This is a genomic window from Neptunomonas qingdaonensis (assembly GCF_900113275.1).
Taxonomy (GTDB): Bacteria; Pseudomonadota; Gammaproteobacteria; order Pseudomonadales; family Balneatricaceae; genus Neptunomonas; species Neptunomonas qingdaonensis.
In genome coordinates this window covers 40,356-55,523 of sequence record NZ_FOOU01000020.1, presented here as the reverse complement: position 1 = coordinate 55,523, position 15,168 = coordinate 40,356, and the positions used below count along the sequence as shown (strand labels likewise).

Genomic DNA, 15,168 nt, shown 5'->3' with positions numbered 1-15,168 from the left:
TCTGAGCCATGATCAAACTCTTCAGTTTAAAATCATTGGTTATGTATCAGTACCTAAGTACCAACCACAACCTAAATCCAGCTCAGGTTTTGCTAACTATTAACTTCATAAAACGTATGTTTCAATGAATTCACTAGGTTGCTTATCCTGATAAAGCTTTTGTAGCTTCGTCCTGACAAGCGCCCACACGAATTATCTGACCAATCTGTTAAAGAGCGCTTGAACGTGTCGTTCAAGTGAGGCGCATATTCTACCGAACGCCGCGTTGAAGTCAATCTTTATTTTGCAACTTTTTCGAAATCTTCCGGCTGCAAAACTTGACTCCAACCACCAATCACAAAACCTTGAAAAAATGTTAAATATCAAGATCTTACTGACCAGCATCTTCTCATCTCAGCTACCTGTTTGGCAGCCTCCTTGGGAAGAGGTGCGCATTCTACAGACTCCCCAAAAGGAGTCAACAGCCCTGCCTTAAAAAAGTGATAATTATCGCAAAAACACACTAAAAACAACAAAGGCGCCACGCGGGCGCCTTTGATTAATAACACGAACTGCCTAACCTGAAATATCAGCCGATAAGCTTCCTACTTACAAATAGAACAGATGATGCTTTTTCTTACCCAACTTAACCAGGAAGTACTTCTGATGAATACTGGCAGACGGACTAAAAACTTCTACTCCCTTGTTATTATGCTCTAAACCTATTGCAACACCATTAACGGTAACAGCGCTACGCTGCAAAGCATCTTTTACCTGCTTGCCATTTCCCATATCGGCTTCGGACAACAGCGACGTCAGCAAACCACCTTCCAACATCTCAGGTTTAAGTGCTGTTGATGGTAAACCATCCTGTTTCAACTGCTCAAAATCGCTTTCACTCAGGTCGTTCAAATTACCACTGAATAACGCCTCAGTAATACGCTGCGCGGCAACAAGGCCTTCTTCTCCATGAACCAGCCTGGTCACTTCGCGCGCCAATATAGCTTGCGCTTCAGGACGACCTTGACGATCTTTATCATCTGCTTCAATTTGGTCGATATCAGCTACGCTCAAAAATGTGAAGTATTTAAGAAACCGGTACGCATCAGCATCGGCCACTTGCAACCAGAACTGATAGAAGGCATAAGGCGATGTTCTGCCAGCAGACAGCCAAATGGTCCCCGTTTCTGTTTTGCCAAACTTAGTTCCGTCGGATTTTGTCACCAATGGCAGCGTAAGCCCATAGGCACGATTACCGTTCATGCGGCGCGTTAGTTCAGTACCGCCGGTAATGTTACCCCATTGATCGGATCCACCGATTTGCAATGTACAGTCATGGCTTTTATTCAATTGCTGAAAATCAAATGACTGCAGGATCATATAGGTAAATTCGGTAAACGAAATCCCATCACCGTCTCGGTCAATGCGCTGCTTTACCGATTCTTTGGCGATCATCTGATTTACTGAGAAGTGCTTGCCTACGTCCCGCAAGAACGTCAGCACATCCAGATCGCGGGTCCAGTCAAGATTGTTCACTACGGCAGCACTATTTTTGCCACAGTCAAAATCAACAAACGCACTGACCTGAGCTTTTATCTTTTCTACCCAATCAGCGACTGTGTCGTCATCATTCAGCTTACGCTCCTGAGCTTTAAAACTAGGATCACCAATCAATCCCGTTGAGCCACCCACCAATGCCAGCGGTTTATGCCCATATAGCTGAAAGCGCTTTAGGGTTAGCAGAGGCACTAAGCTGCCAATATGAAGACTATCGGCGGTCGGATCAAAACCACAATAAAGCGTTACACTGTTTTCATTAAGGTGATTTTCAAGCTCCTCTTCGCTGGTCATCTGAGCCACTAAGCCCCGTGCTTTCAAATCCTGTAACAGTGTTAACTCGCTCATCTCGGATCATTACCTGTAAAAAAATATTTCGAATAAATTAGTGAATGCGATATTCTACCCATAGCGTGAGTTTTGAACAAATTTCAATTTCAGCTGTCAATATTTAAACTTTTTCGCCGATACTTCTTCAATGAAGTGTCGTACATGATTGTTTTATCTTTATTATTTATCATTACGATGATTGCAGGTACCGGGCATGCCAACTTTTTTATCCAAAATTAAACACCGTTTCCCAACCGTTCACCTGGTTGCAGTAAGTATTACCGGTGTCATTTTAAGTACTACCTTACTTTTTTTGCCCTCTGAAGAAGTCTCCGCCACTAAAGCAAGTATCTCTATCGCTGACTCTGCAAAAAGCGTGAAGAATCTGGCTAATGCAGACCAAAGCGCCGAAAGAATCCGCAATGAGTTGCCACTAAACCTGCCGCAAGCGGATATAGCACCTGCCCCATCATCCAGACACAATGAAACAACACCAACACCAACCCAAGATCCTGATGAGAATTGGGTGTCCTACTCTGTTCAAAAAAATGACAACCTGACTTCACTCTTCAAACGTGCCGGCCTGGATGCCCGTGATGTTTACAACATCAGCCAAGCAACGATTGAAGGCAAAGAACTGAATCGGCTCTATCCTGGAGAATCACTCTCCTTCCTTATTGAGGGAGACGCCCTTAAAAAGCTCAAATATGCAGTTAGCCCATTAAAAACAATTGTTATCGCGTCGATTAATAATGAGTACGTCGTTAAAACCATTGAACGTACACCGGAAACACGCGAGCGTTATGTTGAAGGCGTTATCGAAGACTCCTTATTCGCTGATGCAGAACGGGCTGGTTTATCGAACAACATGATTATGCGGTTTGCTTCTATGTTTGGCTGGGATGTTGATTTCTCACAAGACATCCGCAAAGGTGATCGCTTCAAGGTTATCTATAACGAGCAGTTTCTGGACGGCAAAAAGATCAAGGATGGCCATATTGTCGCGGCCCAGTTTATCAATAGCGGGGAAAGCTTTACGGCCATTCGCTATACCGACTCAGATGGAAACAGCAGTTACTATACGCCCGATGGTCACAGTATGCGCAAAGCCTTCTTACGCATGCCTGTTGATTTTGCGCGAATCAGCTCCAGCTTTAATTTGAAACGCAAGCACCCTGTGCTTAACAGAATACGCGCCCACAAAGGCGTAGATTATGCCGCATCAACAGGAACACCGATTAAGGCATCGGGCGATGGAAAGGTGATATGGAAAGGCACTAAAGGCGGCTATGGTCGTGCCATTATCATTCAACATGGCAGCAATATCACGACACTGTACGCACATATGTCCAAATACAACAATAAACTAGAACAAGGTAGCCGCGTCAAACAAGGACAGGTTATTGGCTACGTTGGCCAATCAGGACTCGCGTCTGGCCCGCATCTGCACTACGAATTCCGCGTTAATGGCACACACAAAAATCCGATGACAGTAAAATTCCCTCAGGCGTCGCCTGTGCCAAAAAAAGAACTTGCTGCTTTCCAACAAGTAGCGCTTCAGATGCAGACGCAGCTTAAAACGTATGCAACGACACAATATGCCCAAGCGAATTAAGCAAATATGACGCCTGACATCTATATTGGCGTAATGTCAGGCACCAGTCTGGATGGCATTGATGTCGCAGCTATCCGAATAAATGATCAGTTTTCTTTTCTGGCAGCCGACTGCGTCAAGTTACCTGATGATCTGCGCCAACAGATACTAATGCTGACACAACCGGGCAATAATGAAATTGAACTAATGGGCCGCTTAGATAATGTTCTCGGGAAGCTCTTCGCTGATGCAGTTAAGCAGCTGATTAGCAGCAGCAACATCGACATAAAGAAAATTGCGGCTGTTGGTTGTCATGGACAAACTATTCGACATCGCCCTGAAGCTGGATTCACCCTACAAATCGGTGACCCGAACACGATAGCCGAGCAGACAGGCCTGACAACTATTGCCGATTTCAGAAGGCGCGATCTAGCCAATGGAGGCCAGGGAGCACCACTGGTTCCGGCCTTTCATAACAAGCTCTTTCGCTCTGCTGAAACCAATCGTGTGATTCTCAATATTGGCGGGATGGCCAATATCACAGTGCTGCCAGCAAACCCTTCATCGTTGGTAACCGGCTTTGACACCGGTCCAGGTAATATTTTATCAGACGCCTGGATTCACGAGCATTCAGGCGCCTCATTCGATGAGGACGGAAACTGGGCACGCGCAGGAGCAGTAAACCAGGAACTGTTGCAGCACCTATTAAACCTGCCCTTCTTTTCCGAAGCTGCGCCCAAAAGCACAGGCCGGGAACAGTTTCACATTGACTGGATAAAGCAGGTTATTCAAGAAAATAAATTGCAGATAATAGCAGTTGATGTCCAGGCGACACTCCTGGAACTGACCGCCTGCACAATTGCCGATGCCTTTAATGCGCAGCACTTAGCAGACCCAGAGCTTTATATTTGCGGTGGTGGAGTCCATAACAGCGCCTTGCTACAACGCCTGCAAGAACTAACCAATACTGTCCACATAGCCACAACAGAAGAACTAGGTCTGCACCCAGATTGGGTAGAAGCCTCTGCTTTTGCCTGGCTCGCACACCAGACGTTAAACAAGCTCACTGGCAATTTGCCGAGCGTAACGGGTGCAGCACACGAAAGAATATTGGGTGGGATTTATCAGGCGTAAACAGCGAGTAAATAATTAAGCACAGCGGGCTGCTGTGCTTAATACTCTGGCAAACAAAAATCAGATAGAAAAAGAAGAGCCACAACCACAGGTGGTCGTTGCATTGGGATTCTCAATCTTAAACTGGGAACCTTGCAGCCCCTCTTGATAATCAACAATGGAGCCTTCCAGGTACTGCAGGCTCATCGGATCTACCACCATGACAACACCCTGATTTTCAATTTGGGTATCGTCATCGGCCGTTTCCTCATCAAAAGTAAAGCCATACGAAAAACCAGAACATCCACCGCCTGTAATAAATACACGCAATTTAAGATTATCGTTCTGATCTTCTTCAATAAGACTTTTCACTTTTGCAGCAGCTGCATCTGTAAAGACCATTGCCGCACTTGATGCCACTGATTCTGTCATATCACTCTCTGTATCATTAAACCTAATGTGCCTATTCTCAATTAACCAAGTGTTTTAGTCAAGTATCAAGGCATCAGACCGACAAATGATAAGCCTGAGGTTTCTTTCAAACCAAACATAATATTCATGTTCTGAATCGCCTGGCCTGCTGCGCCCTTCACCAAATTATCGATAACAGATAAAACCACCACAGTGTCATCGTTCTGAGGGCGGAACACACTTATCCGGCAGGTATTTGCGCCTTTAACGCTACGTGTTTCAGGATGACTACCGGCAGGCATAACATCAACAAATGGCTCATCTTTGTAGCGTTCTTCAAACAGCGCCTGCAAACCGTCCTTTGGATCTTTCAAGGTCGCATATAGCGTTGAATGGATACCACGAATCATCGGCGTAAGGTGTGGCACAAAAGTTAACCCGACAGGTCGTTGCGCAGCATTAGATAGCCCCTGACGAATTTCTGGTAAATGCCGATGTCCGGCAACACCATAAGCTTTCATGCTCTCACTGGTTTCACACATGAGTGCGCCAACGCTAGCGCCACGGCCAGCACCGCTGACACCTGATTTACAGTCCGCAATCAGACGACGATGATCAATCAGTTTATTTTCCAACAGCGGCAAAAAGCCCAACTGAGTAGCGGTAGGGTAGCAACCCGGGCATGCGATCAGTTGCGCACCTTTGATCTGTTCGCGGTTCACTTCTGGCAAACCGTACACCGCCATTTCGACTAGATCAGGGCAGGTATGTTCAAGCTTGTACCATTGCGTCCAAAGCTCCACATCTTTGATCCGGAAGTCAGCACCCAAATCAATAATCCGCACGCCCCGTTCTACCAACTCGGGTGCCATACTCATAGCCACACCATGAGGCGTAGCAAAAAACACCACATCGCAATCCGATAGCGTATCTACATCCGGCACGCTAAAGCGTAAATCATAATGCCCACGCAGGTTTGGGAACATGTCAGCCACATGTATACCTTCTTCCGAACGTGAAGTGATCACTTTAACGTCCACATCAGGATGATTGGCCAGAAGCCTCAAAAGCTCTACACCGGTATACCCTGTTCCACCTACGATACCTACATTAATCACTTTAACCTCTCATCGGGCTGTAAAAACTGGTAACTTATAATACCGATCAGGAACCGTAAAAACTATCAGCTGTTGGTTAAAAAAACTGAATGCAAAAATACCACCTATCACTGCAATACTTCCGCGAACGACTGGCACACTATGATGCACTGCCTCAGCTCGTTATTCTGGGGCTGCTATCAGGGATAATGACCGGACTACTAATGGTTCTGTTTCGCCTCGCGGTTGAGCTGCCACTGACTTATTGGTTAGGACAACCTGATGACTTTGAAGGTCTATCCTCGTTAGAACACTTCATGTGGCCGGTTATAGGCAGCGGCGTGCTGATAGTGATTTTTTATCTGTGGCCAGCGGCGGCTAAACAGGTCGGTATGGTCAACCTCTTTGAGCGCCTGTCCTATTATCAAGGCAGTATTCCTGGAAAAAGTCTGGTCTTGCAGTTTGCATCAGGCACTGTCGCGTTAGTCAGTGGTCATTCGGTTGGCCGTGAAGGCCCTTCCATTTTCCTCGGTGCCGCTTGTAGCAGTCTGCTGGGTCAGCAACTTCGTTTACCGAATAACTCTTTACGCTTGCTCATCGGCTGTGGCGCTGCAGCAGCTATTTCTGCCGCCTTTAATACACCGCTGGCAGGCGTGATTTTCGCCATGGAAGTAATACTGCTGGAATATACCCTGATCGGTTTTACACCGGTTATTGTCGCTGCCGTATCAGCCGATCTGGTGATGCGCAGCATTATCGGGCACGAAAACGTTTTCGATGTCCCGTTATTTAAGATTGGCACCCTGGCAGAGATCCCGTGGGTGATGTTGCTTGGTGTGGTGGTTGGGTTATGCGCCGCCGCTTTCAATCACACCATGCTACAGGCCTACAAACTCGCTAAATGGCCGGTTGGTGTGCGCTTTCTGCTGGCGGGCGTATTAACCGGCGCTGCCGCCATCGTCTACCCACAAATAATGGGTGTAGGCTACGATACTATTTCAGAAGCGCTCTGGGGACGGTTAGAGCTTCAACTATTACTCGGGCTGTTATTGGCTAAACTGCTAATCACCCCATTCATTCTGGGTTTAGGTATTCCCGCGGGTCTTATCGGCCCTACCCTATTTATAGGTGCCATTATAGGAAGCATATTTGGTATCGTTGGCGGTTGGTTCAGTGATATGACCGTTTCACATATTGGCCTGTATGCCATGTTAGGCATGGGCGCAATGATGGGCGCGGTGCTGAATGCCCCACTCGCTGCATTGGTGGCGCTCCTAGAGCTTACCGGCAACCCGAATATCATTTTCCCAGGAATGATTGCTGTTGTTATCAGCAACCTGACGGTCCGCTATTTTTTCAACTTACCCTCTATTTTCCTTTCGTCTTTACAGGCTCAGGGCCTTGATTATCGACAGGAACCAATCGCTCAAGCATTATCTCGCGCGGCAGTAGCGAGCCTGATGGATCGCAGCTTCATTACAACAGATCATCTGATTAATTTTGCTTCTGCTGAAGCACTGTTAGTAGGAAAACCTCACTGGATTCTCTTACAAGAACCAGATCAACCTGCCAAATCTCTGATGCTACCCAATGATCTGCAGAGCTATCTTGCTCGCGATGAACAACTTGAACCGATTAACCTTTTGGAAATACCGGCCGAGCGATTCGACATTATTACACTTAGCTTCAGAGCTACATTATACGAAGCCTTGCAAAAAATGAATGACCAGCATATCAACAACCTCTGCATCACCAGCAACCAAGGCGAGATCATGGGCATACTGACGCGAGCACAGATTGAATATTACTACACACACAAGCAGACTCTATGAATCGACTACACGGCCTGTATGCCATCACAGATAACATTCTAATGCCTGATGATCAGACATTACTTTCACAGGTACACGCCGCCATCCTCGGCGGCGCCCGGGTGATTCAATACCGGGATAAAACCTCAGATACCGAAAAGCGCTATCGGCAGGCATGTTTACTAAACGAACTCTGCCGCAAGCATCAGCGTACCTTTCTGATCAATGACGATGTGCAACTGGCTCAGCAATGTGACGCGCATGGCGTACATATAGGACAAAAAGATTCGCCTTTAGAAGAAGCACGACAAGCATTGGGAAGTAGCGCTATCATTGGCGTTACCTGCCACGATCAGCTATCACTGGCAACCAAGGCAGCCTTGGCCTGCGCAGACTACGTCGCTTTTGGTGCTTTTTACCCGTCTAAAACCAAACCTGATGCAAAACCAGCTCCGCTGTCGCTGTTAACCGAAGCCAAATCAATACTCTCTTGCCCAATAGTAGCGATCGGGGGGATTACTGTGGATAATGCCCCCCAAACAATTACTGCAGGGGCCGACATGATTGCCGTAGTGCACTCACTTTTTGCCGCAGAATCAATCACACAGCAAGCCGAGGCGTTTGCCCTGGCTTTCAACTGGAATGAATAAAGAAGGTTCATCAGCATGTCACGTTCAGAAGATCTTTTTAAAGCAGCCCAAACTCATATTCCTGGCGGTGTAAATTCACCGGTTCGCGCCTTTAAAGGTGTGGGTGGTACGCCTGTATTTTTCAAAAAAGGGCAAGGCGCTTATCTTTTTGATGAAGATGATAATCAATATATCGATTATGTCGGCTCATGGGGCCCGATGATTCTGGGTCATGCCTTCCCTGATGTTATCAATGCTGTTCGCAGTGTATTAGATAACGGCTTAGGTTTTGGCGCGCCAACAGAAATCGAAACGCAGATGGCCGATAAAGTCTGTGAAATGATGCCTTCTATCGAGATGATCCGCATGGTCAGCTCGGGCACAGAAGCCACCATGAGCGCCATTCGCCTGGCTCGTGGTTATACGGGCCGCGACAAAATCGTTAAGTTCGAAGGCTGCTATCACGGCCATTCTGACTCACTGCTGGTAAAAGCAGGTTCGGGTGCGTTAACACTGGGCGAACCAAACTCGCCGGGGGTACCTGCCTCAATTGCAGAACACACCATCACTCTGACATTCAACGACATCGATAATGTACGTCAGGCGTTTGCAGAAGTAGGTAACGAGATTGCCTGCATCATCGTTGAACCGGTTGCCGGCAACATGAACTGCATCCCACCCAAAGAAGGCTTCCTCGAAGGCTTACGTGAAGTCTGTGACGAATACGGCAGCGTACTGATCTTTGATGAAGTGATGACCGGCTTTCGAGTCGCACTGGGCGGCGCACAAGCCCATTACGGCATCAAACCCGACCTGACCACACTCGGCAAAGTCATTGGCGGCGGGCTACCCGTTGGCGCCTTTGGTGGTAAGCGGGAGATCATGGAACATATCGCACCTTTAGGGCCGGTTTATCAGGCGGGTACTCTTTCTGGTAACCCTTTGTCGATGAATGCCGGTTTAGCCATGCTGAATGCACTAACATCCACACCGGGTATTCATGAAGGCCTTGCAGCCAAAACAGAATACCTGACAGAAGGCCTAAAAGCCGTCGCCACAGCCAAAGGTATTCCATTCACCACCACCGCCGTCGGTGGCATGTTTGGTATCTTCTTTACCGATCAGCCTGAAATCAGCAGCTTTGCACAAACAACCGCCTGCGACACCGAGCGCTTTGGGCAGTTCTTCCAAGGCATGCTGAAAGAAGGCGTTTACCTTGCGCCATCGGCATACGAAACCGGCTTTATGTCAGCAGCTATTTCTGAAGAAGATCTGGATCGCACCATCGAAGCAGCCGGACGTGTGTTTGATACGTTTGCTAAAAAAGCATAAGTGATGGATGTTATCGCTAATCTGGCACTCATACTGGGCTGCGTTTTTTACGCAGCTCAGTTGTTTCGCCAACCAAAAACGCTGACCGACAATAACAAAACAGTGGTTCTGCTACTGTTGTTATCCGTCGTCTTTATTATAGCGGCCGCCGCTGGACAGCTGCTCATCAACGCACAAAACCCAGACTCGCAAACCCTGCAACGCCTCCTCAGCAATATGAAAGACTATTTGGCTCTGCCGCTGATTAGCTCGCTGTTACTGGCCACCAGCTTTAACAAGTTTTGGTCACGCGTTGGCTGGGGGCGCTGGGTACTGGTACTGATTGCGCTGTTTGAATTAGCACGCAGAGCCGAAGTCGGCGAACAATACGCAATAATCCTCGCCGGGTTCTCATCCGCAGCATTGCTGCTCGCCTTTATCCGCTACGCCCAGGCAAACATACGCCTACCAGGGCTAGTTGGTGCACTGTTAGCCAGCTTATCGATTGCTGTATACGGGACACTGTCTCTTCTGCCCGCGTATCAGAATGCAGTGCTCAGCAATGGCATGCTGGCAATCAGCTTTGTGCCGTTAGCCTTAGCGACGAGGGAAGTGATTTCTCTGCATCAAAAGCCGGGAATGGTTTAGCCAAGCTGAAAGGCTTTCGTGCGGCAAACATTACACAACAAAAAAGGCCATTGAATTCACATTCAATGGCCTTTCTCAAATAGCCAGATTACAAAACATAGCCATTTTCACATCTTATTAATAACGCCTTGCAACACCAGAAGCTTTGTCTGCACCTTCAAGATCACCGGCATCGGTGCGAATAGAAGCGATTAGCTGCCATAAGCGGCGCAACTTGCTGTTCTGTCCTTGCGCAATCGCTACGCCTTTTAAGGCGACCTGCTCTGCCTGCAGAAACTCACCTAAGCGACGGTGGGTATCGGCCAGCGAGTAATACACTTCCGGATCTTTAGGAGAGATACGCTGGGCACGTTGCAAACTGGTTTGAGCGGAGCGTAATTCACCACTGTTGGTTTGCTGACGTGCGGTTTCCAGTAAAGCAACCACGGCAGAGTTGGGCTGTGACTGTAAAACCACTTTAGGTGCAACGGGCACCGAGGTCGAGGGCCCTAATGCCGTATCCCCTCGCTGTGTACGAAACACAGGCGTCGGAGCCACAGGCGTCACTGTCACGCCTGTGGTGATATCCACAGGTGTAGCGATACCGTTGCTTTCCTGCTGAGAACGCGTCGTTGAGCGATCCTCAATCGGTGTGTTATATATGCCTTGAGTCGAACAGCCCGACAATGTAACCAAGGCGCTCAAAGCGATCCATTTAATCTGTGTTGTAAAATTCATTACTACTCCTGTCTGAACCAACCCCGAAACCAGTTAAGTGGATTTGGTTCGTTATTTTGAACAGGTTCAACCCCACAATCAACTCGATACTGGGGTTTACTGCCATTTAAGAAAGGTACGGGGATCGCGCCCTGACAACGTTCATCGGATAAATAACCGGTTTCCTTATCCACCCAGAGGTATTCCACTCCTTCTGGAACAGGCGCTTGAAAAGGTTCTGATTTCTCGGCTTTCATAAATTCCGTCCATACTCTTAAGGCTCCACCTGAGCCAGTGAACGGCAACGGGCTATTATCATCACGCCCCAACCAGACAACGGCTAAACGGCTACCGGTAAAGCCGGCAAACCAGCTGTCGCGCTGATCATTCGAGGTACCTGTTTTACCCGCAATGTTGAGGTTAGACGGCAGTTGCGAATAGACATAACGGGCCGTACCTTCGCGCGCAACTTCCTGCATCGCGTATTGTAATAAGTGAATACTTTCTCCAGAGACCGCTTGCTTCACCTGAAACGGATAACGGGATAGTTCCGCGCCTTGGTTATCTGTCACCATACGAATAGCCCGTAGCGGCATCTGGAAACCATTGGCTGCAATCGTCTGGTACATAGTGGCCACTTCTACTGCTGGTAGCCCTTGAGCACCCAACAGCAGAGACGGATAGGCATCCATTTCACGACTGACACCTAATTTTTGCAATGTTTTTATGACGCTCTTAACCCCTAAGGCCATGCCGAGATTAGCTGTGGATAAGTTATAGGAGTTGGCTAATGCCTGATGTAAAGGCACTGTGCCATGAGCCGTTTTACCAAAATTTTGTGGCGTCCAGGTTTGGCCATTCGGCATTTTTACCGATATGGGCTCATCCTGTATCGGTGATACCAGCGTATAGCCATTTTCAAGCGCGGTCAGATAAACGGCGGGCTTAACCAGTGAGCCGATCGGCCTTACTGAATCCAGCGCGCGGTTAAAACCCTCATAGCGCGTACTTTTTCCGCCAATAATACTCAGCACTTCACCGGTCTGCGGATCGGTAACTACCATGCTGCCTTCCAGATCAGTGGCACGCTTTCCATAACGTTTTTCAAGGCCGTTAATCGTTGAAACCAGAGCTGTTTCAGCGTTAGCCTGTACGATAGGGTTTAAACTGGTATAAACGCGTAAGCCTTCGCTGCGAAGATCTTCTTCATGGTAGCTTTCACGTAATTGTCGTTTAACCAGATCCAGATAGGCTGGATAAGCCCCCTTCAGTAAACTCTTCTGCTTAACCACGCCCAACGGCTTTTTAATGGTTTCCTGATAAATATCTTCAGAAATATCGCCCTGATCACGCATCACTCGTAAGACCAGATCACGACGCTGCTTTGCGCGCTCGGGATTGCGACGCGGATCATAGAAAGAGGGTCCTTTCACCAGACCTGCCAGCAGCGCAACCTGATGAAGCTGCAATTCTTGCAGCGGCTGGGAGAAGTAATACTGTGCCGCCAGACCAACACCATGAATGGCGCGGGAGCCTTCCTGCCCTAAGTACACTTCGTTGAGATAGGCTTCTAAAATCTCATCCTTGCTGTAATGCAGGTTCAGCAACACAGCCATTGGGATCTCCATCAACTTACGCGCCAACGTCCGCTCTGATGTCAGATAAAAGTTTTTTATCAACTGCTGAGTCAGCGTGCTGCCGCCCTGAACAAAGCGACCCACACGGATATTGACCCACATCGCCCGCGCAATCCCTTTGGGTGAGACACCAAAGTGCTCGTAATAGCTCTGATCTTCAATGGCAATCAACGCCTCCTTCAGACCAATAGGCGCATCTTCCAGCCGGATTAGATCGCGATCTTCATTATTCTGTGGATAAATACCGCCAATCAACACCGGTTCGAGGCGCGCCAGGTTAACACTCTGCCCTTTATCATTCCTGATACGCGACACACCACTGGCATTAAACTCTAACAGCAGGTTTTGCGACGCTTCCGTTCCATCCGGGAAATCAAACCCTCGTGTGATCACACGGACACTTCGACTGGCTATCTCAGCCTGCCCGGGTTGTGTGGCGCGCGATACCAGCTGATAACCCAACCCCGACAGCTCGACTTTTAAATCTTGCGGGGTAATGGGCACACCGGAATACAGTTCTAACGGGCGCGCAAACACTTTTGCAGGCAACGCCCAGCGCTTCCCTTCAAATTGCTGGCGAATTTGGGCGTCCATATATATCAGGCCGATACCGCCAATTACGATCCCTAACAGCGTCAGCTTTAGCAGAAATGAGCGGATCGAGCGCCATATACTTTTCTTCGGCTGTGCCTTAGATTTACTTTTTCTTGGCGTTTTTTTTGCTGGTGTTCTCTTTTTGTTCATCAAGCCAGTATAATTCCTTAACTTTTTAGACGATGCCGAAGGTTACATGCAACCAGAATTGATTACAGCGCTTACCTCTCCAACATTTTATCCACATCCGGTAGAAGCGCCGATACGTGTTATCGAAACACATATCTCCTGGCTTTTATTAACGGGCGATTATGCCTATAAAATAAAAAAGCCTGTCGATTTTGGCTTCCTGAATTTTACAACACTCAAACAACGCCGTTATTATTGCGAAGAAGAGTTACGTTTAAACCAGCGTCTGGCACCGGATATCTATGATACGCTAATCGCTATCGTTGGTTCTCCTGAAAATCCACAATTAATTGAAGCATCACAGCTCACAGACGCAAAATCCGACATCAAGCCTTTCGAATATGCGGTGCGAATGCATCAGTTTGATCCTGAACTACGGCTGGATCTTATCCTTGATCGACAAAGATTTGAACCAGCTTGGATCGATATGCTGGCCGAGCAGATCGCTCATTTTCATACACGGACTCCACGTGTTGCTCAGAATAGCCCTTGGGGCGAGACCGATACTATCTGGGATGCAGTCTCAGATAACTACCAGCATGTCAGCGAACACGAACTGAATGCCAGCGACTGGCAACAGCTGCAGTTTCTATCACAGCGAACGGCGCAAGAGTTTCGCAAACTCACCTCTACGATTAAGCGCCGTAAAATGGAAGGCTACACGCGTGAATGTCACGGTGATCTGCACCTGGGAAACATCGCGCTCTATCATGGCCAGCTTCGCCTGTTTGATTGCATTGAGTTTAATCTGCAGTTTCGCTGGATAGACACTATTTGTGACCTGGCGTTCCTTCTCATGGATCTTGAAGTGAAAGGCCAATATCGTTGGGCCAACCGTTGCCTGAATCGTTATCTTGAGCTGACTGGCGATTACGAAGGCCTGACGCTGCTTAATTTTTACAAGTCATACCGTTCAATGGTGCGCGCCAAAGTAGCCATGCTCGGTGAGCATCCGGATAAAGCGACGTTCCGCCGCTACCTGCAACTCACCCGGACATACGCTCGCAAAGAGAAACCCTCGCTGTTCTTGATGCATGGCGTTTCCGGCAGTGGAAAAAGCTATTTGTGCAATCAATTAGTGGAACGGCTCGATTGCATCAAAATACGTTCCGATGTTGAACGTAAACGCCTTTATCGTGAGCTATGCCGACGCGGTGAACGCTTGAGTCTGTATGGACAAGAGATGAACGCTCGCACCTTTCAGCATCTGCTGAATTTATCCAAAGAGCTACTCAAAAGCGGCTATTCCGTTATTGTCGACGCGACCTTTATCAGAAAGCGTACACGCCAAAGCTATATCGATCTGGCCAATTCACTCGACATTCCGTTGCGTATTATCAGCTGTTATTGTGATACAAAACTCATAGAAGCACGCTTAGCACGCCGAAGTCAGGAAGGCGGGGATGCTTCTGATGCTGATGTTTCAGTCATGCAGGAACAGTTAAAGCATCAACAATTGCTCACCGATGCCGAATTAACGCATACCTTACTGGTTGATACGGATAGTGATGATGCTATCAACGTACTGGTAAGCCAGCTAATTGCGCAAGGGCTGGTAGAGCCTTAGGGTTG

The 15,168-nt window shown here is 47.9% G+C and carries 12 protein-coding genes; 7 read left to right on the top strand and 5 right to left on the bottom strand.

Annotated features, from left to right (window positions below; all coding sequences use genetic code 11):
- Window positions 1-588: 588 nt before the first annotated feature.
- Window positions 589-1,884: a tyrosine--tRNA ligase gene (gene tyrS / locus BM099_RS19070; protein WP_090730680.1), complete on the bottom strand. Its 1,296-nt coding sequence runs from the start codon at window positions 1,882-1,884 to the stop codon at window positions 589-591.
- Window positions 1,885-2,080: 196 nt separating this feature from the next.
- Between tyrS and BM099_RS19065 the strand changes: the two genes are divergently transcribed.
- Both BM099_RS19065 and BM099_RS19060 read left to right on the top strand, forming a co-directional pair.
- Window positions 2,081-3,481, top strand: coding sequence for an OapA family protein (locus BM099_RS19065; RefSeq protein ID WP_090730678.1), 1,401 nt, complete (start codon window positions 2,081-2,083; stop codon window positions 3,479-3,481).
- Window positions 3,482-3,487: 6 nt separating this feature from the next.
- Window positions 3,488-4,594 (top strand): anhydro-N-acetylmuramic acid kinase, encoded by a 1,107-nt coding sequence (locus tag BM099_RS19060; RefSeq protein ID WP_090730675.1) that lies wholly within the window; start codon window positions 3,488-3,490, stop codon window positions 4,592-4,594.
- Window positions 4,595-4,654: 60 nt separating this feature from the next.
- Here BM099_RS19060 and erpA read toward each other — a convergent pair whose 3' ends face one another.
- Together erpA and argC are read right to left on the bottom strand one after the other, a co-directional pair.
- Window positions 4,655-5,005: an iron-sulfur cluster insertion protein ErpA gene (erpA, locus tag BM099_RS19055; RefSeq protein WP_090730673.1), complete on the bottom strand. Its 351-nt coding sequence runs from the start codon at window positions 5,003-5,005 to the stop codon at window positions 4,655-4,657.
- 65 nt (window positions 5,006-5,070) lie between these two features.
- Window positions 5,071-6,102, bottom strand: a complete 1,032-nt coding sequence (gene argC / locus BM099_RS19050; protein WP_090730671.1) for an N-acetyl-gamma-glutamyl-phosphate reductase — start codon at window positions 6,100-6,102, stop codon at window positions 5,071-5,073.
- A gap of 89 nt (window positions 6,103-6,191) precedes the next feature.
- On the opposite strand from argC, the gene BM099_RS19045 reads away from it, so the two are divergent.
- The 4 genes from BM099_RS19045 to BM099_RS19030 are packed head-to-tail and all read left to right on the top strand — an operon-like array spanning window position 6,192 to window position 10,480.
- Window positions 6,192-7,913 (top strand): chloride channel protein, encoded by a 1,722-nt coding sequence (locus BM099_RS19045; protein ID WP_090730670.1) that lies wholly within the window; start codon window positions 6,192-6,194, stop codon window positions 7,911-7,913.
- Window positions 7,910-8,542, top strand: a complete 633-nt coding sequence (gene thiE, locus BM099_RS19040) for a thiamine phosphate synthase (RefSeq protein ID WP_090730668.1) — start codon at window positions 7,910-7,912, stop codon at window positions 8,540-8,542. Before BM099_RS19045 ends, thiE begins: the two co-directional genes overlap by 4 nt.
- Window positions 8,543-8,557: 15 nt before the next feature.
- The gene (hemL, locus tag BM099_RS19035) at window positions 8,558-9,853 is read left to right on the top strand and encodes a glutamate-1-semialdehyde 2,1-aminomutase (protein WP_090730665.1); all 1,296 of its coding nucleotides are present in this window, start codon (window positions 8,558-8,560) and stop codon (window positions 9,851-9,853) included.
- Between the two features lie 3 nt (window positions 9,854-9,856).
- Complete coding sequence (locus tag BM099_RS19030; protein ID WP_090730663.1) at window positions 9,857-10,480, top strand: hypothetical protein; 624 nt, start codon at window positions 9,857-9,859, stop codon at window positions 10,478-10,480.
- Window positions 10,481-10,597: 117 nt separating this feature from the next.
- Here BM099_RS19030 and BM099_RS19025 read toward each other — a convergent pair whose 3' ends face one another.
- On the bottom strand, window positions 10,598-11,197 hold the full coding sequence (locus BM099_RS19025; protein ID WP_090730661.1) for a tetratricopeptide repeat protein: 600 nt from the start codon (window positions 11,195-11,197) through the stop codon (window positions 10,598-10,600).
- A gap of 2 nt (window positions 11,198-11,199) precedes the next feature.
- Entirely contained in the window at window positions 11,200-13,557 is a 2,358-nt protein-coding gene (gene mrcB, locus BM099_RS19020; RefSeq protein ID WP_090730659.1) for a penicillin-binding protein 1B, read from the bottom strand.
- Between the two features lie 46 nt (window positions 13,558-13,603).
- On the opposite strand from mrcB, the gene BM099_RS19015 reads away from it, so the two are divergent.
- Window positions 13,604-15,163 (top strand): bifunctional aminoglycoside phosphotransferase/ATP-binding protein, encoded by a 1,560-nt coding sequence (locus BM099_RS19015; RefSeq protein ID WP_090730657.1) that lies wholly within the window; start codon window positions 13,604-13,606, stop codon window positions 15,161-15,163.
- The last annotated feature ends 5 nt before the right edge of the window (window positions 15,164-15,168 follow it).